The 20,712-nt window shown below is 64.0% G+C and carries 14 protein-coding genes and 1 pseudogene; 11 read left to right on the top strand and 4 right to left on the bottom strand.

Features of this window, described 5'->3' with window-relative positions; genetic code table 11:
• Positions 1-16: 16 nt before the first annotated feature.
• The 11 genes from K678_RS00760 (at position 17) to K678_RS00710 (ending at position 13,806) form a co-directional block, all read left to right on the top strand.
• Positions 17-1,285 (top strand): ferredoxin:protochlorophyllide reductase (ATP-dependent) subunit N, encoded by a 1,269-nt coding sequence (locus K678_RS00760; protein WP_021130541.1) that lies wholly within the window; start codon positions 17-19, stop codon positions 1,283-1,285.
• The gene (bchB, locus tag K678_RS00755; RefSeq protein WP_021130540.1) at positions 1,276-2,895 is read left to right on the top strand and encodes a ferredoxin:protochlorophyllide reductase (ATP-dependent) subunit B; all 1,620 of its coding nucleotides are present in this window, start codon (positions 1,276-1,278) and stop codon (positions 2,893-2,895) included. The genes K678_RS00760 and bchB overlap by 10 nt, the downstream gene beginning before the upstream one ends.
• Complete coding sequence (locus K678_RS00750) at positions 2,882-6,478, top strand: magnesium chelatase subunit H (RefSeq protein ID WP_021130539.1); 3,597 nt, start codon at positions 2,882-2,884, stop codon at positions 6,476-6,478. The genes bchB and K678_RS00750 overlap by 14 nt, the downstream gene beginning before the upstream one ends.
• Complete coding sequence (gene bchL / locus K678_RS00745) at positions 6,475-7,392, top strand: ferredoxin:protochlorophyllide reductase (ATP-dependent) iron-sulfur ATP-binding protein (RefSeq protein ID WP_021130538.1); 918 nt, start codon at positions 6,475-6,477, stop codon at positions 7,390-7,392. Before K678_RS00750 ends, bchL begins: the two co-directional genes overlap by 4 nt.
• Positions 7,392-8,093, top strand: a complete 702-nt coding sequence (gene bchM, locus K678_RS00740; RefSeq protein ID WP_021130537.1) for a magnesium protoporphyrin IX methyltransferase — start codon at positions 7,392-7,394, stop codon at positions 8,091-8,093. Before bchL ends, bchM begins: the two co-directional genes overlap by 1 nt.
• Positions 8,090-9,505: a BCD family MFS transporter gene (locus K678_RS00735; RefSeq protein WP_021130536.1), complete on the top strand. Its 1,416-nt coding sequence runs from the start codon at positions 8,090-8,092 to the stop codon at positions 9,503-9,505. The genes bchM and K678_RS00735 overlap by 4 nt, the downstream gene beginning before the upstream one ends.
• A gap of 56 nt (positions 9,506-9,561) precedes the next feature.
• Positions 9,562-10,329, top strand: coding sequence for a photosynthetic reaction center subunit H (gene puhA, locus K678_RS00730; protein ID WP_021130535.1), 768 nt, complete (start codon positions 9,562-9,564; stop codon positions 10,327-10,329).
• On the top strand, positions 10,326-10,961 hold the full coding sequence (gene puhB / locus K678_RS00725; RefSeq protein ID WP_021130534.1) for a photosynthetic complex putative assembly protein PuhB: 636 nt from the start codon (positions 10,326-10,328) through the stop codon (positions 10,959-10,961). The genes puhA and puhB overlap by 4 nt, the downstream gene beginning before the upstream one ends.
• A 13-nt stretch (positions 10,962-10,974) precedes the next feature.
• A complete protein-coding gene (gene puhC / locus K678_RS00720; protein ID WP_021130533.1) occupies positions 10,975-11,436 on the top strand; it encodes a photosynthetic complex assembly protein PuhC in 462 nt (153 codons plus the stop codon).
• 68 nt (positions 11,437-11,504) lie between these two features.
• The gene (gene puhE, locus K678_RS00715) at positions 11,505-12,356 is read left to right on the top strand and encodes a putative photosynthetic complex assembly protein PuhE (protein WP_021130532.1); all 852 of its coding nucleotides are present in this window, start codon (positions 11,505-11,507) and stop codon (positions 12,354-12,356) included.
• Between the two features lie 622 nt (positions 12,357-12,978).
• Positions 12,979-13,806, top strand: coding sequence for a DUF2333 family protein (locus K678_RS00710; RefSeq protein WP_196802525.1), 828 nt, complete (start codon positions 12,979-12,981; stop codon positions 13,804-13,806).
• Between the two features lie 200 nt (positions 13,807-14,006).
• On the opposite strand, the pseudogene ppdK reads toward K678_RS00710, so the two are convergent.
• The 4 genes and pseudogenes from ppdK to K678_RS00690 all read right to left on the bottom strand — a co-directional run.
• A pseudogene (gene ppdK / locus K678_RS00705) lies at positions 14,007-16,690 on the bottom strand (pyruvate, phosphate dikinase).
• 144 nt (positions 16,691-16,834) lie between these two features.
• Entirely contained in the window at positions 16,835-18,901 is a 2,067-nt protein-coding gene (glyS, locus tag K678_RS00700) for a glycine--tRNA ligase subunit beta (protein ID WP_021130529.1), read from the bottom strand.
• Between the two features lie 5 nt (positions 18,902-18,906).
• Positions 18,907-19,782 carry a glycine--tRNA ligase subunit alpha gene (locus tag K678_RS00695; RefSeq protein WP_021130528.1) on the bottom strand — a complete coding sequence of 292 codons (876 nt, stop codon included), beginning with the start codon at positions 19,780-19,782 and terminating at the stop codon, positions 18,907-18,909.
• A 90-nt stretch (positions 19,783-19,872) separates the two neighbouring features.
• Positions 19,873-20,712 (bottom strand): phosphoribulokinase (locus K678_RS00690; RefSeq protein ID WP_021130527.1); only part of this gene is annotated, 840 nt, incomplete at its 5' end.

Raw genomic sequence — 20,712 nt, 5'->3', positions numbered from 1 at the left:
CGTGGAGATCAAGTCTATGGGGTGTGACGACAGCGCCGTGCTGCGCGAACGCGGCCAGCGCGAGGTTTTTTGTGGCCTCGCGCCGATTGTCTGGCTGCATCGCAAGATTCAGGACGCCTTTTTTCTGGTCGTCGGATCGCGCACCTGTGCTCATCTGATTCAATCCGCCGCTGGCGTGATGATCTTTGCCGAGCCCAGATTCGCCACCGCGATCATCGAGGAACGCGATCTGGCCGGCCGTGCCGACGCCAACGCCGAACTCGACCGGATCGTGACGCGCCTGCTTGAACGCCGTCCCGACATCAAGATGCTGTTCCTGGTCGGCTCCTGTCCCTCCGAAGTGATCAAGCTTGATCTTGATCTCGCCGCCGACCGCCTGATGCGGACCGTCGGAACCGGGGTGCGGATCGTTCATTTCTCCGGCAGCGGTCTGGAAACCACCTTCTCGCAGGGCGAAGATGCCTGTCTGACCGCCCTGGTGCCGCACCTCCCCGCCGCCGAGGCGGGGGCGGGTCGCTCGCTGCTGGTGGTCGGGTCGCTGGCCGAAGTGGTCGAAGGACAGCTTCAGCGTCTGCTCGAAGGACTGGGGATCGAACGGGTCCGCTTCTTCCCGCCGCGCAGTTCGGACGACCTTCCCCCGGTCGGTCCCGACACCGTGGTTCTGCTGGCCCATCCGTTCCTCGCCACCACCGCCCGCTCGCTCGAAGCCCGCGGCGCAACCCGGGTGTCGGCCCCGTTCCCGCTGGGGGCGGAAGGCACCACCCTGTGGCTGAAGGCGGCTGCCGATGCGTTCGGCGTCGCGCCCGAGCGTTTCGAGGCGGTCACCGCCCCGGCGGCGGCACGGGCCAAGATGGCGCTCGACCGCTATCGCGAGGAACTGAGCGGCAAGAAGATTTTCTTCTTCCCGGATTCGCAGATCGAGATTCCGCTGGCCCGCTTCCTGTCGCGGGAGCTGGGGATGGAGTTGGCCGAGGTGGGCACTCCCTACCTCAACCGCCAGATGATCGCTCCGGAACTGGCCCTGCTGCCGAGCGGAACCCGGCTGTCGGAAGGCCAGGATCTCGAACGTCAGCTCGACCGCTGTCGCGCCGATCATCCCGATCTGGTGGTGTGCGGATTGGGGCTCGCCAACCCGTTCGAGGCCGAGGGCATCGCCACCAAGTGGTCGATCGAGCTTCTTTTTACGCCAATCCAAGGCTATGATCAGGCGGGTGACCTGGCGGAGCTCTTCGCCAGGCCGTTGTTGCGTCGGTCACGGCTGGTGGAGCTTGCGCCATGCAATTAACCCTCTGGACCTACGAGGGGCCGTCCCACATCGGCGCGATTCGTGTCGCCGCCGCGATGACCGGCGTCCATTTCGTTCTGCACGCTCCGCAGGGCGATTCCTATGCCGACCTGCTGTTCACGATGATCGAGCGCGGGCAGAAGCGCCCGCCGGTCACCTATACCAGCTTCCAGGGTCGGGAACTCGCCACCAACACCAGCGAATTGTTCAAGACCGCCGCCCGCGACGCGATCGAGCGGTATAAGCCGCAGGCGTTGCTGGTCGGGTCAAGCTGCACCGCCGAACTGATCCAGGACGATACCGGCGGTCTGGCCCGGGCAATGAACCTGCCGATCCCGGTGGTGCCGGTCGAATTGTCGGCCTTCATGCGCAAGGAAAACTGGGGCGCGAACGAGACCTTCTATCAGTTGGTCCGCGCTCTGGCTGGCCCGCATGTTCCCCCGCCCGGCACGCCGCGCCCGGCCCGTGCTCCCGGCCAGCGCCCTCGCTGCAATCTGCTGGGGGCGACCTCGCTGGGCTTCCGCCATCGCGACGACGTTACCGAGATCGCCCGTCTGCTCGACCGGATCGGGATCGACGTCAACGTTGCCGCGCCGCTGGGAGCCAGCCCGGCCGATCTCGCCCGTCTGGGCGATGCCGACTTCAACGTCGTGCTCTATCCCGAAGTCGCCGGAGCGGCGGCGGAATGGTTGAAGCGCTCGTTCGGTCAGCCCGCCGTTACCACCGTGCCGCTGGGGATCGGGGCTACGCTCGATTTCATCCGCGAGGTCGCGACTCTGGCAGGGATTGATCCGGCCCAGGCCCTGGCTCATGTGCCGTCGCGGTTGCCGTGGTATTCGCGGTCGGTCGATTCGAACTACCTCACCGGAAAGCGGGTGTTCGTGTTCGGCGACGCCACCCACGCGATCGGCGCGGCCCGCGTCGCGGCCAAGGAACTGGGCTTTACCGTCGTCGGGCTCGGCACCTATAGCCGTGAGCAGGCCCGCGATGTCCGCGAGGCGGCGAAGCTCTACGGGATCGAAGCGCTGATCACCGACGATTATCTGGAAGTCGAGGCCAAGGTGGCCGAGGCCCAGCCCGATCTGGTGTTGGGCACCCAGATGGAACGCCATGTCGCCAAGCGGCTGGGGGTTCCCTGTGCGGTGATCTCGGCTCCGGTTCACGTCCAGGATTTCCCGGCGCGCTATGCGCCCCAGCTCGGGTTCGAAGGCGCCAACGTGCTGTTCGACACCTGGATTCATCCGCTGATGATGGGGCTGGAGGAACATCTGTTGACGATGTTCCGGCACGATTTCGAATTCCACGAAGAGGCGGCACCGTCGCATCTCGGACGCGGCGCCGCCCAGGCGGCCGAACGTCCGGCCGATCCCGTTGCCGTCGCGGCCGCTCCGGCGGTTGTCACCGACACGTCCGGTCCCGTGTCTGCCCCCGTTGCCACCGGCGAGATCGTTCCGGTGTGGACGGCGGACGCGGAGAAAGAGTTGCTCAAGGTGCCGTTCTTCGTCCGCGGCAAGGCTCGCCGCAACACTGAACGGTTCGCTCGCGAGCGTGGTTTGGCCCAAATTACCGTTGAGGCGCTTTATGATGCAAAAGCGAATGTCGGGCGCTGAGTCGACGCCGATCCGCGTCGTCATCGTGACGATGGACAGCCATCTTGCGGCTGCCGTGGATCGGGCTGGTGCGGTGTTGCGGCAGGAAGTGCCTACCCTTGAACTGGTGATGCACTCGGCCGACGAATATTGCAACGATGCCGGGGCACTCGCGAGCTGCATCGCCGATATCGAAACCGCCGATATTGTCATTTCCTGCATGCTGTTTCTGGACGAGCACATCCGTGCCGTTCTGCCGGCACTGACGGCGCGGCGCGAAAACTGCGACGCAATGCTGTGCTGCCTGTCGGCCAGCGAAGTGATGAAGCTGACCAAGCTTGGCAAGTTCACCATGAATGGTGAAGCCAAGGGCATGATGGCGCTGCTGAAGAAGCTGAAGGGCGACAGTGGCAACAAGGGCACCAGCGGCCAGGGCCAGATGAAGATGCTGCGTCAGCTGCCCAAGCTGATGCGCTTCATCCCCGGCACCGCCCAGGATGTCCGCGCCTATTTCCTTTGCCTGCAATACTGGCTGGCCGGATCGGACGAAAATGTCGCCAACATGGTCCGCCTGCTGATCGAGCGCTATGCCGCCGGTCCGCGCAAGGGCCTCGCCCATTCGGTCAAGGTGTCCGACCCGATCGAATATCCCGATGTCGGCCTCTACCACCCGAAGGCCAAGAAGCGGATCGTCGAACATCTGAGCGAGCTGCCCCAGATCGGCGGCGAGACCGGAACCGTCGGCGTGCTGGTGCTGCGCTCCTATGTTCTGGCCGGTAATTCCGCCCATTACGATGGGGTGATCGCCGCGCTGGAGGCCAAGGGGCTGAAGGTGATCGTCGCTTTCGCCAGCGGGCTCGACCCGCGGGAAGCGATCGACCAGTACTTCTTCAAGGACGGCGTCCCGGCCATTGATCTGATGCTGTCTTTGACCGGCTTCTCGCTGGTCGGCGGCCCGGCCTATAACGATGCCCATTCGGCCGAGACGGTGCTGTCGAAGCTCGACGTGCCTTACATCGCCGCCCATGCCGTCGAGTTCCAGACGCTCGACCAGTGGCGGGCGGATTCGCGCGGCCTGATGCCGATCGAAGCGACGATGATGGTTGCGCTGCCGGAACTGGACGGCGCGATCTGCCCGATGACCTTCGGTGGTCGCCCCGCCTCCAGCGACGGTCAGAAGCGCCGCGAGATGGTGGTCGACGAAGAGCGGGCCGAGACCCTGGCCGCCCGTGTCGCCAAGCTGGTGACCCTGCGCCGGACCGAGCGTGCCAACCGCAAGGTCGCGGTGGTTCTGTTCAACTTCCCGCCCAACGCGGGCAAGGTCGGCACCGCCGCCTTCCTGGCGGTGTTCCCCTCGATCTTCAATACGCTGAAGGCGATGAAGGCGGCGGGATATCAGGTCGAGGTTCCCGAATCGGCCGACGCTCTGCGGGAGTCGCTGTTGCAGGGCAATGCCTCGCTGTACGGCACCCCGGCCAACGTCGCGGCGCGGATTTCGGCCGAAGACCATGTCCGCCATGAGCGCTATCTGAGCGAGATTGAAGGGCAGTGGGGACCGGCTCCCGGCCGTCAGCAGACCGACGGCGCCAGCATCTTTGTGCTGGGCCAGCAATTCGGCAACGTCTTCGTCGGCGTCCAGCCCGCTTTCGGCTACGAAGGCGATCCGATGCGCCTGCTGTTCGAGAAGGGATTCTCGCCGACCCACGCCTTCTCGGCGTTCTATCGCTGGATTCGCGATTCCTTCGGGGCACATGCCGTGCTGCATTTCGGCACCCATGGCGCGCTCGAATTCATGCCGGGCAAGCAATCGGGTCTGTCCGGGGCGTGCTGGCCGGACCGGCTGATTTCCGATCTGCCCAATTTCTATCTCTACGCTTCGAACAACCCGTCGGAAGGCACCATTGCCAAGCGTCGGGCGGCGGCGCAATTGATCAGCTATCTGACTCCGCCGATCACCCATTCCGGCCTCTATCGCGGTTTGCAGGATCTGAAGACCTCGATCGATCGCTGGCGTCAGCTTGAGCCGGATTCCGATCCCGAACAGCGGGCGTCGCTGGCCGACCTGATCCAAGCTCAGGCGGCGGCGGTCGATCTGGCCCAACTTGAACCGGCGTGGGGTCCGGACGACCGCCAGAAGGCGATCGAGACGCTGAACAACGAGCTGCTCGAACTCGAACTGACCTTGATCCCCAACGGCCTGCATGTCGTCGGCGAGCCGGAAAATCCGGAAGAACGTTCCGACATGCTCGACGCCGCCGGGATCACCGATCCGGAAAACCGGGCGCGGGTCGATGATCTGCTGTCGCGCGATTACGAACTTCCGGCGATCATCAACGCGCTGGATGGCCGCTATATCCGCCCGGCGCCGGGTGGCGATCTGCTGCGGACCACCGACGTGCTGCCGACCGGGCGCAATCTACACGGCTTCGATCCGTTCCGTATCCCGAGCGCGTTCGCGGTCAAGGACGGGGCGCGTCAGGCCGGTCGGATTCTCGAACGGCATCAGGCCGACGGTCACGGCGTGCCTGAGACGGTGGCGATCGTGCTGTGGGGCACCGACAATCTGAAGACCGAGGGCGGCCCGATCGCTCAGGCTCTCTGGTTGATGGGGGCCGAGCCGCGCCACGATTCCTATGGTCGTCTGTGCGGCGCGCAATTGATCCCGCTGGAAACGCTGGGGCGTCCGCGTATCGACGTCGTGCTGACCCTGTCGGGTATCTTCCGCGATCTGCTGCCGTTGCAGACCCGGATGCTGGCCGAGGCGGCGTTGCTTGCCGCCAGCGCCGACGAAGCGCCCGAGCAGAATTTCGTCCGCAAGCACGCTCTGTCGATCATCGAATCGACCGGCTGCGAGATGGCCGAGGCGGCGCTCCGGGTGTTCGGCAACGAAGACGGGGCCTATGGCGCCAACGTCAATCAGTTGGTCGAGGCCGGAGCCTGGGACGACGAGGACGAACTGGCCGACGCCTATCAGAAGCGCAAGGGCTTTGCCTTTGGCGTCAATGGGAAGCCCGCCCGTAACGATGCGGTGCTGAACAAGCTGCTGGCCAGTGTTGACGTTACCTATCAGAACGTCGATTCGGTCGAAGTCGGCGTCACCACCGTCGATCACTATTTCGACTCGCTGGGCGGCATCACCCGTGCGGTGAAGCGGGCGCGCGGCGGCACCTCGGCGGCGACCTATATCGGCGATCAGACCCACGGCGAAGGCACCGTGCGGACCCTGGCCGAACAGGTCTCGCTCGAAACCCGTACCCGCACCCTCAATCCGAAATGGTACGAGGCGCTGCTGGCCCATGGGTACGAAGGGGTGCGCGAGATCGAGGCCCAGGTCACCAATACCCTGGGCTGGTCGGCGACCACCGGCGAAGTGGCTCCCTGGGTCTATCGCCAGCTGACCGAAACCTACATGCTCGATCCCGAGATGCGCGAACGTCTGGCCAAGCTCAATCCGACCGCGTCGGCCAAGATCGCCAACCGTCTGATCGAGGCGCACGAACGCAATTACTGGTCACCGGATGAGGACATGTTGAAGGTGTTGCAGGAAGCCGGACGCGAGTTGGAAGACCGTCTTGAAGGCGTTAATGTCGGGGTCGCCGCATGAGAAACGAAACCGGTTCCGGCGACGGCTGTGACAGCCCGAGCCACTGCCCCGACGATGATGGAAGTGTCCAGGTGAAGCCCGATCCCCGCGTCAAGATCGGCTCCGCCAAGGTGTTCACGATCTATGGCAAAGGCGGCATCGGCAAGTCGACCACCTCGTCCAATCTGGCGGTCGCCTTCTCGAAGCTGGGCAAGCGGGTTCTGCTGATCGGCTGTGATCCCAAGCACGATTCGACCTTCACCCTGACCAAGCGTCTGACCACCACGGTGATCGACGTCCTGGAAGAGGTCGATTACCACCCGGAAGAGCTGCGGACCGAAGATTTCGTGTTCGAGGGCTATAACGGAGTGATGTGCGTCGAAGCGGGCGGCCCGCCCGCCGGGACCGGCTGTGGCGGCTATGTCGTCGGTCAGACCGTCAAGCTGTTGAAGGAACATCACCTGCTCGACGAGACCGACGTCGTGGTGTTCGACGTTCTGGGTGACGTCGTGTGCGGCGGCTTTGCCGCGCCGCTCCATTACGCCGACCGCGCCTTGATCGTCGCCGCCAACGATTTCGATTCGATCTTTGCGATGAATCGGATCATCGCGGCGATCCAGGCCAAGGCCCGTGATTATCCGGTCCGGGTGGGTGGCATGATTGCCAACCGCAGCGCCGCGACCGATCAGATCGACAAGTTCAACGATCTGGCCGGGATGAAGCGTCTGGCCCACATGCCCGAACTCGACGTGATCCGCAAAAGCCGTCTGCAAAAGGCGACTCTGTTCGAGTTGGATCCGTCGAACCCCGACGTCGCGACGGCGCAGACGGAATATCTGCGTCTGGCCACTCAATTGTGGGCCGGGGTTGAGCCGCTGGAAGCCGCACGGTCTCTGAAGGACCGTGAAATCTTCGATTTGTTGGGATTTAATTGATGCCCACCGCCAATTACCAACACCGTAAGGGCTGGGTCGCCACTTACTTTGACCGGACCGCCGCCGACGCCTGGGCCAAGCTGACGTCGGACAGCCCGGTCAGCCGGATTCGCGAGACCGTCCGTGCCGGGCGCGAGGAAATGCGCGGCACCCTGATGAGCTGGCTACCCGCTGATATGACCGGAATGCGGCTGCTCGATGCTGGCTGTGGTACCGGGCTGCTCGCCGTCGAGGCGGCGCGGCGCGGGGCTCAGGTGGTGGCGATCGATCTGTCGCCGACCCTGATCGGGGTTGCCAAGGAACGGATGCCCGACGATCTGGCCCCCGGCAGCATCGATTTTCGCTCGGGTGATATGCTCGATCCCGCGCTCGGCACGTTTGATTACGCCGTGGCGATGGACTCGATCATCCATTACGATACGCCGGATAAGGTCAAGGTCGTCGCCGCGCTGGCGGCGATGACCCGCCGTGCCGTGCTGTTTACCTTCGCGCCGCGCACGCCGCTGCTGATGGCCATGCATGTGGCGGGCAAGTTCTTCCCGCGGGGAGATCGTGGCCCGTCGATCGTTCCGGTCGAGGAGAAAGCCCTGTTGGCGACGATTGCCGAGACACCTGAATTGGCGGGCTGGAGTCCGGGGCGGACCCGGCGTATCCTGACAGGGTTTTATAAATCCCAGGCGCTGGAGCTGCGGCGGTCATGAAGAGGCTTACCAACAGCATTGCGCGCTCGTTGGTGGGAATCGACACGCGATTCCTGCCCTTCGCCGATATTGGCACGCCCGATCTTCCTCTCAGCCGTCTGTTCCGTCTGTCGCTGTTCCAGTTGACTGTCGGTATGGCGGTGGTTCTGGTTATCGGCACCCTGAACCGGGTGATGATCGTCGAACTCGGTGTCCCGGCCTGGCTGGTGGCGCTGATGGTGGCGTTGCCGCTGATCCTGGCCCCGTTCCGCACCTTCATCGGCTTTAAGTCCGATCATCACCGCTCCGCCCTCGGCTGGCGTCGCGTTCCCTATATCTGGATGGGAACGATGCTCCAGTTCGGCGGTCTGTCGATCATGCCGTTCGCTTTGCTGCTGCTGTCGGAGCCCTCGGTGGGTCCGAACGTGGTCGGTCAGATCGGCGCCGCCGCCGCCTTCCTGCTGGTCGGCGCTGGAATGCACACCGCTCAGACCGTCGGTCTGGCTCTGGCCGCCGATATGGCGCCGGAGGAAAGCCGTCCCCGCGTCGTCGCGATGATGTGTTCGATGCTGCTGGTCGGCATGGTGTTGAGCGCGGTGGTGTTCGGCATTTTGTTGTCCGATTTCACGCCGCAGCGGCTGATCGAGGTGGTGCAGGGTGCCGCCTTCGTCACGATGCTGCTGAATTCCATCGCTCTGTGGAAGCAAGAGCCGCGCGATCCCAATCGCGCCAAGGCCGCCGCGGCGAAGGCCGCGCAGCCCGAGCCTCGCTTCCGCGACGCGTGGAAAGAGTTCATGCAGGACCCCAACGCGACCCGTCGGCTGGTTGCCATCGGGGTTGGGACCGTCGGCTTCAGCATGCAGGACGTCCTGCTGGAACCGTTTGGCGGTCAAGTTCTGCATCTTCCGGTGGCCGCCACGACGGCGCTGACCGCTTTGCTCGCCATCGGCGGGTTGGGCGGCTATCTCGTCGTGGCGCGGGGTTTGGCCTCCGGTATCAACGTCCACCGCCTGGCCCAGTTCGGGGTGTTTTCCGGCCTGGCGGCTTTGGTCAGCCTGATCGTTTCCGCACCGACCCATTCGGTGGCATTGTTCGCTCTCGGAACAGTGCTGATCGGGTTCGGAACCGGTCAGTTTGTTGCGTCGACCCTGTCGGCTTCGATGGGGTTGGCAAAAAAAGGCGACAGTGGGTTGGCACTGGGCGCCTGGGGAGCGGTTCAGGCTTCTGCGGCCGGGATCGCGATTGCTCTGGGGGGGGTGACCCGGGATGGGGTGTCCAGTCTGGCGGCCTCTGGCTCGCTGGGCGTGGCCCTCAATGACCCGGCCACCGGCTACGCTGTAGTTTATACTATCGAAATCCTGATGCTGCTCGCCGCGCTGATCGCCATTGGGCCCCTGTTGCGGGGCCAGGGCAACCAAGCTGGTCAGCGTTAAGTCAATGTCCGGCCTCGCCGGGCTTCCAAGTTAATCTCTACGATTGAGGTCATACCATGGACATCGGCGCTTTCACTCCTTACGTAGACGCAGCTCAGCTTACGCTGTATGCGTTCTGGGCGTTCTTCGCCGTACTGGTCTACTATCTCCGCTCGGAAGACAAGCGCGAGGGCTATCCGCTGGTGACGGACGGACCGAACCCCGAGCGTCTGGTCGGCTTCCCGCCGCTGCCCGAGCCCAAGACCTTCGTGCTGCGTGACGGGTCGACCCGTACCGCTCCGCGGGCCGAGGCTCTGGTTCCGGTGACCGGCGCGGTTCCGGCCTACAAGTTCGACGGCGCTCCGCTGATCCCGACCGGCAACGCTCTGTTGTCCGGCATCGGTCCGGCCGCCTGGGCCGAGCGTGCTGACACTCCCGACATCGACGCCGAGGGTCACAACCGTCTCGTCCCGCTGCGTGTCGCCACCGATCTGTCGGTTGCGTCGGACGATCCCGATCCCCGTGGCTTCCAGGCCATCGGCGCTGACGGCAAGGTTGCCGGCACCGTTGCCGACGTCTGGGTCGACCGTGGCGATCTGCTGATCCGCTACTACGAAATCGCCACCTCGGGCACCCGGACCGTTCTGATCCCGGCTCCGCTGGTCAAGGTCCACGGCGACGACAAGAAGGTCACCACCGGTTCGGTTCCGGCCGCTCAGTTCGGTGCGGCTCCGGCTCTGTCGAACCCCGACCGCATCACCCTGCGTGAAGAAGACCGCGTCAGCGCCTATTTCGGCGGCGGCTATCTGCTTGCGACGGCTGAACGGTCGGAATCCTGGCTGTGAGCGATCACGACCATCATTTTGAAATGGTCCCGGGCTTGCCCGGGCCTCTTCCTCAGGGGGAGCGCCTGCTTTGGCAGGGCTCCCCGTCTTGGTGGCAGCTGACCTCCCGAGCCTTTCGGTTCGGGTGGTTGGCTGTTTACTTTGGACTTCTCGCGGTCTGGCGGGCGATTGCCGCCATCGCCGACGGGGGCGGGGCCTTCGATGCCGTGTTCGCCGGTGGCCTGATGGTGGTGGCCGGTTTGGCTGCGGCCCTGGTCCTGGTGTTGATCGGCTGGTCCAGCGCTCGGGCGACGACCTATTCGATCACCAACCGGCGTGTGGTCATTTCCCACGGCGTGGCGTTGCCGTTGTCGGTCAATCTGCCGTTCGGGATGATCGAATCCGCCGATCTGAAAACCTATTCCGATGGGACCGGTGATATCTCCCTTTCTTTGAGCGGAGATCAACATCTGGCCTATCTCGTGCTCTGGCCCCATGCCCGCCCCTGGCGGTTTTCCAAGGTCGAGCCGACATTGCGCGCCATTCCTGGCGCGGTAGCGATCGCCCGGATTCTGGGCGACGCCCTGGTTGAAGCCGCTCCGGCGCATCCCGCCGCTGCCGATCCGGTCGCGCGCGAAGACGCCGAAGTCTGATTCGGGAGATGTGATGAGCGGTCCGTTCGGCGATAAACCCATTCCGCGTCCCTTGTTGATCGGAGCCGGCGTCATGCTGGCTCTGGTCATCACTTTGGTCGGGGTGGCCAAGGTGACCGGCTACAAGCTGGGCCTCGCTCCGGCCGAGGCCGTTGCCGTCAACAGCCGCGACGTGATCTTCATCGATCAGCCTGATGGCGGCGTCGTGGTGCTGGAAGCGGGCAGCCGGGCCCAGATCGACGTCCTGGCTCCGGGGGCCTATGGCTTCGTCCGTGGCGCGATGCGGGCTCTGGCGCGCGAACATCGCGGGCTGGAGCGGGGCGAGGACGCTCCGTTTCGTCTTACCGCTTGGGATGATGGCCGCGTGACTCTGGACGATCTGACCACCAAGGCCCGGATCGAACTGAAAGCCTATGGCCCGACCAATGCCGAGGCTTTTTCCCGGTTGCTGACCGTCGGAAAACCGGCGTCATGAGAGGCACCCGGGTCTTCCCGGATTTGACCCGTTTCCCCCAAAACCACCTGCCGCAGGAGTAGCGGGACATGCTCGATTATGTCCTTCCTGCGGTCTATGCCTTGTTTCTGTGGTGGTTCGGGACCGGGGCGGTGTTGTTCCTCGATGGCCTGCCCTCGGTTACCTTTCGCAAAACAATGGTGGTGGCAACGGCGGTGTTCGCCGCCTCGATGCTGGGGTTGGCCGCGACGGCGGGCGAAGCCAGCGTTGCCGGAGCCTATGCCGCCTTTACCTTCGCGTTCTTCGCCTGGGCGTGGCAGGAGATCAGCTTCTATCTCGGCTATGTCACCGGGCCGCGCCGTCATGCCTGCCCCGAAGGGTGCCGGGGCTGGGTGCATCTTGGGCACGGAATTCAGGTGACGCTGTATCACGAGATCAAGATCCTCGTGACCGGGGCCGTGATGTGGTGGTTGACCGCCGACTCACCCAATCAATTAGCGTTCTGGTGCTTCGTGATCCTGTGGAGCATGCATCAGAGTGCCAAGCTCAACGTGTTCCTGGGCGTTCCCAATCTCAGCGAAGATTTTCTGCCCGATCATCTGAGCTTTCTGCGCAGCTTCCTGACCCGGCGCCCGATGAACCTGTTGTTCCCGGTGTCGGTCACCGTCACCACCGTTGCCGCCGCCTGGGTGATCGGATTGGCAGCGGCGGCCGAGGCGGGTAGCTTCGATCTGGCCGCCTATACCTTCCTCGCGACGCTTCTGGTCGTCGGTGTGCTGGAGCATTGGTTCCTGGTGCTGCCCCTGCCGACCTCGGCCCTGTGGGAATGGGGGCTGAAGACGCATGGATCACACCACGACAAGTCAACCGATGATGATTCGGTGCTACGCACGGCGGTCGCGCCGATTGTTCCGGCCAATTCTCCTGTCGCCAAGTCCTGACGCCTGAGCCCATTCCGCTCCGTGATCAGGGGGCGTCTGGCAGCGGGGACCGGCCGGGATGGTCCGAATATACCTGCGTACTACAGAAGCTTGACGTGCATTGTGCCGCGCCGCATCCTTCCTGCACGGCTTGTTTGTGATTTGCGCTGCTGATCTTCGGCATTTTCATACCCATCCGCACGTGACTCGGAGCATTATAACGTGTTGCGGTGTGCGCTAGGACCGGGGTCCCTCGGGTCACTAGTTGCGCCGGCCCTTCCCCCCTGGGCACCAATCTTATGGTCTATCCTCCTGGGCTTTTGCCTGGGTTATTTTGGAATCAATCTGAACTATCTCTTAAGTGTCGCTGTAGGCACAAACCCCGATTAGCGTAACATCGATCCGACCCTGGCTTCCCCCCTGACGTCACGGATCAGACTGTCAACAATGCGATCCGACCGCCACGGAGAGAAAAATGGATACCGCCCTTAGCAACGGAAAATTGAGATCTCTGTTCTGGTTTTTAGTTGGCAGTGATAAGGCCAGGATCGTCCTGGGGGTTGTTGCTGTATTCCTTTTTCTTATTTTCTTTAGCTATCGTATTGACGATGACCCCAATCTGAAGCCGAATCCGAAATTTGTCGTGGAAGGCGGCAGCCACGCCGTGACGATGGCGGCAACCCTGATGGACCTCGAGATCAACGAAACCGGCTGGGCTCCGAACAAGCCGTGGATCTATCCGATGGCCCACAGCAGCAACATGAAGGCCTATCAGATCGGCATTCAGTACGCCGTCGCGCGCTGGGCCAACGAAATGTCCGACTTCCTCGGCCGTGAGCGGGGATCGGGCGAAGCCGACCGCGATCTGATCTCGGCCAAGGGCAAGTTCAGCGAAGACCCGACCGAATACATCCTGCCCAGCAGCGTCACGATGTATAACGAAGGGGTCGAAAGCCTGGTTGAGTACAATCACCGGCTGGCCCACGGCGAGGCTAAGTACGACAAGATTCACAGCAGCCTGGCCGACTTCCTGGTCAAGATCAGCCGCGATCTCGGCAGCCAGTCCGCCGCCATCGAGGCCCTGGTCGAGCCGCCCGGCCGCGCCGTCGCGGTCTCCGAGCATGGCGGCGAACTCAAGCGGCCCTTGAGCGATTACATCCCGGGGGGATGGATTTTCGATGGCCGCCCGGCCCGCACCTTCTTTGCCACCAAGGGCCGGATGTACGCCTATTACACGATCCTGAAAGGCGTCGGCGAGGATTACAAAGACGTGATCGCCTCGAAGGGGGCGCAGCGGCACTGGAACAATATGCTGTCCTCGCTGCGCGACGGCGCGACGATGTACAAGACCTTCATCGCCAACGGCACCCCTGGCTCGTATTTCGTTCCGTCCGATATCGCGACCCAGGGCTTCTTCCTGATGCGGGCCGACAAGCAGATTCTGGAAGTCGCGGATATCATGAGCCGGTAGGGTTTGTGGGCTCTGCCCACACCCGCCAGGGGGCCGCGCCCCCTGGACCGGCATCCCTTGTCTTCACGGATTGGGATCAAAGGGCCTATGGCCCTTTGCGGGGAGTACGGGGCAGAGTCCCGTTTATTTTCCACCGAAGCCCCCAAAATGAAACACCCCCCTCTCCGCCGGAGAGGGGGGTGCCACAGCCCGCAAAGTGACTAAGCGGTACCGGACGAGTTGCCTTCGCCCAGAGCGGCCTGCGCCGCCGCGAGACGGGCGATCGGCACGCGGTAGGGCGAGCACGACACGTAATCAAGGCCGGCACTCTGGCAGAACGAGATCGAGGCGGGATCGCCGCCATGTTCGCCGCAAATGCCGAGCTTGAGGCCGGGCCGGGTGGCGCGACCGCGTTCGGCGGCGATGCGGATCAGTTCGCCGACACCGGCCTGATCGAGGCTGGCGAAGGGATCGCGTTCATAGATGCCCCGCGCCCGATAGACCTCGAGGAACGGGCCGGAATCGTCGCGGCTCATCCCGAAGGTGGTCTGGGTCAGGTCGTTGGTGCCGAACGAGAAGAACGCGGCGGTTTCGGCGATCTCGCCCGCCATCAACGCAGCGCGCGGCAGTTCGATCATGGTGCCGACAAAGTACTTCACCGCGTAATTCTGCTCGGCGAACACCGCCTGGGCTTCCTTATCGATGGCGTCCTTCAACAGGTCGAGTTCCTTGCGGGCTCCGACCAGCGGGATCATCACCTCGGGCACGACGCTACGGCCGGTCTCGCGCGAGACATGGACCGCCGCCTCGAAGATCGCCCGAGCCTGCATCTCGTAGATTTCGGGATAGGTGATGCCCAGACGGCAGCCGCGATGGCCCAGCATCGGATTGGATTCGTGCAGGGCGATATTGCGGGCGCGGATCAAGGCGGGATCGACCCCGGCTTCCTTAGCCACCTCAGCGATTTCGGCGTCGGTGTGGGGCAGGAATTCGTGCAGCGGCGGATCGAGCAGGCGGATCGTCACCGGCAGCCCGCGCATGATCTCGAACAGCTCGATGAAATCCTGGCGCTGATAGGGCAGCAGCTTGGACAGAGCGGCGCGGCGGCCCTCTTCGGTTTCGGCCAGGATCATTTCGCGCATCGCGATGATGCGGCGCGGATCGAAGAACATGTGCTCGGTCCGGCACAGGCCAATGCCCTCGGCCCCGAACTTGCGGGCGGTGGCGGCGTCCTGCGGCGTTTCCGCGTTGGCGCGGATCTTCAGGGTGCGGATGGTGTCGACCCATTCCATCAGCGTGGCGAAATCGCCAGTCATTTCGGGCTGGATCGTCGGCACCGCGCCGAGGAAGACCTCGCCGGTCGAACCGTCGAGGGTGATGACGTCGCCCTCGGACAGCACCTGACCGGCAACCTTCATCTGGCGGGCGGCGTGATCGACCCGGATCTCACCGGCACCGGCGACGCAAGGAGTCCCCATACCACGGGCGACAACGGCGGCGTGGCTGGTCATGCCGCCACGGGTGGTGAGGATGCCTTCGGAGACATGCATGCCGCCGATATCCTCGGGGCTGGTCTCGACCCGGACCAGGATCACCTTTTCCTTGCGGACATTGACCCAGTTTTCGGCGTCTTCGGCCGAGAACACCACCCGGCCCGACGCCGCACCCGGCGAGGCGGGCAGGCCACGGGCCAGCACCTTGCGCGGTGCCTTGGGGTCGAGGGTGGGGTGGAGCAACTGATCGAGCGAGACCGGATCGATGCGGCGGATCGCTTCCTTGCGGGTAATCAGCCCCTCGCGCGCCATATCGACGGCGATCTTCAAAGCCGCCTTGGTGGTGCGCTTGCCGGTGCGGGTCTGGAGCATCCACAGCCGCCCCTGCTGCACCGTGAATTCCATGTCCTGCATGTCACGGTAATGGGCTTCGAGCTTGTGGCGGATCGCGTTCAGCTCCTTGAACACCTCCGGCTGGCATTCTTCCATCGCAGGCAGGGTCGAACGTTGGGCGTTCTTGCCCTCGATGGTGATCTGCTGCGGGGTGCGGATGCCGGCAACGACGTCCTCGCCCTGGGCATTGACGAGGAACTCGCCATAGAATTCGTTGTCGCCGGTCGAGGGATTGCGGGTGAAGCAGACGCCGGTCGAGCAATCGTCACCCATATTGCCGAACACCATCGCCTGCACATTGACTGCGGTGCCCCAGCTTCCGGGGATGTCGTGGAGGCGGCGATAGGTGATGGCGCGCTGGTTCATCCACGAGCCGAACACGGCGCCGATCGCGCCCCACAGCTGTTCGTGGACGTCCTGCGGGAAGGGATGGCCGAGAACTTCCTGCACCTTGCTCTTATAGCGGGCGATCACCTTCTTCCAATCCTCGGCACCAAGATCGGTGTCGAGCTGAACGCCCTTATCGTCCTTGGCCTCTTCCAGAATTTCCTCGAAATTGTGGTGGTCGATCCCCAACACCACGTTCGAGTACATCTGGATGAAGCGGCGATAGCTGTCATAGGCAAAGCGCGGATCGTTCGAACATTTGGCCAGCCCCTCGACCGACAGGTCATTGAGGCCGAGATTGAGGATGGTGTCCATCATCCCCGGCATCGAGGCGCGCGCGCCCGAGCGAACCGAGACCAGCAGCGGGTCGGCGACAGAGCCGAAGGTGCGGCCCAGCGTCTCTTCGACCTTGGCCAGCGCGGCGATCACCTCGTCCTTCAGGCTGTCGGGATAGACCTCACCATTATCGTAATAATAGGTGCAGACCTCGGTGCTGATGGTGAAACCGGGGGGACCGGGATGCCGAGATTGCTCATTTCGGCCAGATTGGCCCCCTTGCCGCCGAGCAGATTCTTCATATCCGCCCGTCCCTCGGCCCTGCCACCGCCAAAGCTATAGACCCATTTCGTCATGGTCGATCTCGCGCCCTTCAGTGTCTGAACGAAAATTGCGTCCTCGCCCGCGCCGGACGGAACTTTGCGCCACAGATCATGCTCTTTCGTGGAACGAATGACCAGTCAGGAGTGTGGCGCAAAGATGACTTCCGGTTGCGGTTCCTATCCTTCGATCTTGCTGAAATCGGCGACGCGGCCCATCGCCGTCCCGATCGCCGCGAGCAGCCCCAGCCGGGCAACGCGCAGATCGGGTTGATCGGCGTTGACCGTCACCTGTTCGAAGAAGGCATCGAGCGGGCGGCGCAAGGTTGCCAGCGCCGCCATCGCGGCGGCGAAATCCTCGGCCTGCAACGCCGCTTCGACCGTCGGTCCGACGTGATCGAGTGCCGCCGCCAGGGCCTGTTCCTCGGCCTGAACCAGCTTGGCGGCATCGACCGGGGCGGCGAAGCTGGTGCCGTCCTTCTTTTCCTCGATCCGGACGATGTTGGCGGCGCGGCGATAGGCCACCAGCAGGTTGGAGCCGTCGTCGGAGGCAACGAACGAGGCCAGCGCCTCGACCCGCTTGCGCAGCAGGACCAGATCGTCCTGACCACCCAGCGCGAACACTGCGTTGATCAGATCGTGGCGGATGCCCTGTTCCTTCCAGGCGACGGCCAAGCGGTCGGCGAAGAAGGACAGGAGGTCGGCGACGGTCTGGTCGGCGTTGTTGGCGAGCGTTCCGCCGAACGAGGCCCAGGATGGGCCGAACACCGCGCTCAGTTTGATCCGCAGCCCGTTTTCGACGATCAGACGAATCACGCCGAGTGCGGCGCGGCGGAGCGCGAACGGGTCTTTCGATCCGGTCGGCTTTTCGTCGATGGCAAAGAAGCCGACCAGCGAATCGATCTTGTCGGCCAGCGCCACAGCGACCGCGATCGGCGCGGTCGGGCAGGAATCCGACGGTCCCACCGGCGAATAATGGGCGGCGATCGCCTCGGCCACCTCGGCCGCTTCGCCGTCATTGCGGGCGTAATAGCGCCCCATCACCCCTTGAAGCTCGGGGAACTCGCCGACCATTTCCGATGACAGATCAGCCTTGGCGAGCAGACCAGCCCGTTCCGCCAGCGCGGGATCGGCGTTGATCTGCGCCGCGATCGCCTTTGCCAACGCGGCGATGCGGTCGGCCTTGTCGCGCATCGTGCCGAGACCGGCATAGAAAGTCCGTTCCGCCAGCTTGGGCAGCCGCGAGTCGAGGCGGTGGCGGCGGTCGGTGTCCCAGAAGAATTTGGCGTCGGACAGGCGGGCGCGCAGCACTCGCTGATTGCCCGAAACGATCGCCTTGCCGCCATCGCTCGCCGCCATGTTCGAGACGACGATGAAGCGGGGCGCCAGGCTGCCATCGGCCTTCAACAGGCTGAAATATTTCTGGTGGGCGCGCATCGAGGTAATCAGCACCTCGGCGGGGACGTCCATGAAGGCATCGTCGATGCTGCCGATCAGCGGCACCGGCCATTCGACCAGCCCGGCAACCTCGGCGAGCAGGCCCTCATCGTCCTTCAGCGTCAGCCCCTCGGCCCGGGCCAGCGCCAACGCGCCGGTCAGGATCGTGTCGCGCCGCTCGGCCGGGTCGAGGATCACCTTGGCGGCGCGCAGACGCTCGGCATAATCGGCAAAGCCGGTGACGGCGAAGCTCTCGGGCGCGAGGAAGCGGTGGCCCCTTGTGACGTTACCGGCCGCGACCGGGCCGAACTGGACCGGGATCACCGCGCCGTCGAACAGGGCCAGGATCGACTGGACCGGGCGGACCCAGCGCACCGTATGGGTGCCCCAACGCTGCGATTTCGGCCAGGGGAAGGCGGCCATCGTCGCCTCGACCACCTCTTTCAGCAGATCGACGGTGGCGCGTCCCTTGCGCTCGATCACCGCGAACCAGAAGACGCCCTTGCCGGTGTCGCGCTGTTCCAACTGCTCGACGGTAAGTCCGGTCGATTTCAAAAAGCCGTCCATCGCCTGGGCGGGTGCGCCGACGCGGGGGCCGCGCTTTTCCTCGGACAGATCGGGACCGGCCAGCGGCAGCCCGTCGATCGCCAGCACCAGACGGCGCGGCGTCACCAACGCGCGGGCGGACTCGAACGTGATGCCCCCGGCGGTCAGACCGTCGGTGACGAGGCGGCGCAGATCGTCGGCGGCGCGGGCCTGCATCCGGGCGGGGATCTCTTCGGAGAGGATTTCCAGCAGAAACTCGGCCATGATCCTCACGCCTCCTTGCGGCTGGCGAGCCAGCCTTCGCAACATGCCTTGGCCAGGGCACGGACCCGGCCGATATATGCCTGACGTTCCGCCACCGAGATCACGCCGCGCGCGTCGAGCAGGTTGAAGCGGTGGCTGGCCTTGATGCACTGGTCATAGGCGGGCAGGGCGACGCCCTTCGCCAGCAGGGCGCGGCATTCGGTCTCCGCATCCTCGAAATGACGCAGCAACATCTCGGTGTCGGCGTGTTCGAAATTGTGGGCGGAATATTCCTGCTCCGCCTGAAGGAAAATCTCGCCGTATTTGACGCCGTCATCGTTGTAGCGGAGGTCGTAGACGTTCTCGACCCCCTGGATGTACATCGCCAGACGTTCCAGGCCATAGGTCAGCTCGACCGCGACCGGGTCGCATTCGATGCCGCCGACCTGCTGGAAATAGGTGAACTGAGTCACCTCCATTCCGTCGCACCACACTTCCCAGCCCAGGCCCCAGGCGCCGAGGGTCGGGCTTTCCCAATCGTCTTCGACAAAGCGGATGTCGTGTTCCATCGGGTCGATCCCAAGCGCCCGCAGGCTGTCGAGATACAGCGCCTGCGGGTCTTCGGGACTGGGCTTCAACAGCACCTGGAACTGGTAATAATGCTGAAGCCGGTTGGGGTTCTCGCCATAACGGCCGTCCTTGGGCCGCCGCGACGGCTGGACATAGGCGCACTTCCACCGATCCGGCCCCAGCGCGCGCAGCGTGGTGGCGGGGTGGAAGGTGCCCGCGCCGACCTCCATGTCATAGGGCTGAAGGATGACACAGCCCCGTTCGGCCCAGAAGGCTTGCAGGGTCAGGATCAGACTTTGGAAACTGGGCGCTTGGGTGCCGGTGCTGGCCATGGGGAACCGCCGTGGCAAAGGGGGGGACGATCAGACGGCCGCAACCCTAACCACGGGGCCTGGATGGGTCAAGCGTGGGAGCCCGCGAAATCAGGACGTTCGCGAGCGCAGCGCCTCCTGCCGCTCTTCGTTGATCCGGCGCAGGATCGGAGTCAGCACCAGTTCCATCGCCAAACCCATCTTGCCGCCGGGGACGACGATGGTGTTGCGGCGGCTCATCCACGAATCCTTCAGCATCTGGAGCAGATAGGGAAAGTCGACGGCAAAGCGGTCGGGCTTGCGGAAGCGGATCACCACCAGGCTTTCGTCGGCGGTGGGGATGTCGCGGGCGATGAACGGGTTCGAGGTATCGACCACCGGCACGCGCTGGAAGTTGATATCGGTCAGCTTGAATTGCGGCAGGATGTAATGGATGTAATCGTGCATCCGCCGCAAAATCGTTTCGGTCACCGCTTCCTCGGAATAGCCGCGATGGCGGGTGTCGCGGTGGATCTTCTGAATCCATTCCAGGTTGATGACCGGCACCACTCCGATCTTCAGATCGACATGGCGGGCGCAATTACTGTCCTGGGTGACGATGCAGCCGTGCAGCCCTTCATAGAACAGACAGTCGGTATCCGGCGGAATATCGTCCCAGGGGGTGAACTGGCCGGGGCCGATTCCCTGATCGACGAAGGGAACCGCCTCATCCTCATTGTGGATGTAAAGCCGCCGCTGCCCGCCGCCGGTCGCGCCATAGGTAGCGAACAATTGTTCCATCTCGGCGAACAGATTCGCCTCGGGTCCGAAATGGCTGAAGGTGCGGTGGTTGCTCCTCTCCGCCTCGATCATCGCCCGCTTCATGTCGGCGCGGTTATAGCGATGAAAGCTGTCGCCCTCGACGATCGCCGCCCGGATCCCTTCGCGGCGGAACATGTGTTCGAACGATTC

This window comes from Magnetospirillum fulvum MGU-K5, from assembly GCF_000442515.1.
In the GTDB taxonomy this organism is placed as follows: Bacteria; Pseudomonadota; Alphaproteobacteria; order Rhodospirillales; family Magnetospirillaceae; genus Phaeospirillum; species Phaeospirillum fulvum_B.
The sequence above is the reverse complement of the archived record's forward strand: the minus strand, read 5'-3'. Positions and strand labels throughout refer to the sequence as shown.

What these genes read in the sequence shown, in the direction of transcription:
- K678_RS00735 (WP_021130536.1), top strand. Translation starts at nt 8,090, where the DNA reads ATGAAGAGGCTTACCAACAGCATTGCGCGCTCGTTGGTGGGAATCGAC.
- puhE (WP_021130532.1), top strand. Translation starts at nt 11,505, where the DNA reads ATGCTCGATTATGTCCTTCCTGCGGTCTATGCCTTGTTTCTGTGGTGG.
- K678_RS00695 (WP_021130528.1), bottom strand. Translation starts at nt 19,782, where the DNA reads ATGGCCAGCACCGGCACCCAAGCGCCCAGTTTCCAAAGTCTGATCCTG.
- puhC (WP_021130533.1), top strand. Translation starts at nt 10,975, where the DNA reads ATGAGCGGTCCGTTCGGCGATAAACCCATTCCGCGTCCCTTGTTGATC.
- K678_RS00750 (WP_021130539.1), top strand. Translation starts at nt 2,882, where the DNA reads ATGTCGGGCGCTGAGTCGACGCCGATCCGCGTCGTCATCGTGACGATG.
- puhA (WP_021130535.1), top strand. Translation starts at nt 9,562, where the DNA reads ATGGACATCGGCGCTTTCACTCCTTACGTAGACGCAGCTCAGCTTACG.
- bchL (WP_021130538.1), top strand. Translation starts at nt 6,475, where the DNA reads ATGAGAAACGAAACCGGTTCCGGCGACGGCTGTGACAGCCCGAGCCAC.
- K678_RS00760 (WP_021130541.1), top strand. Translation starts at nt 17, where the DNA reads ATGGGGTGTGACGACAGCGCCGTGCTGCGCGAACGCGGCCAGCGCGAG.
- bchM (WP_021130537.1), top strand. Translation starts at nt 7,392, where the DNA reads ATGCCCACCGCCAATTACCAACACCGTAAGGGCTGGGTCGCCACTTAC.
- glyS (WP_021130529.1), bottom strand. Translation starts at nt 18,901, where the DNA reads ATGGCCGAGTTTCTGCTGGAAATCCTCTCCGAAGAGATCCCCGCCCGG.
- bchB (WP_021130540.1), top strand. Translation starts at nt 1,276, where the DNA reads ATGCAATTAACCCTCTGGACCTACGAGGGGCCGTCCCACATCGGCGCG.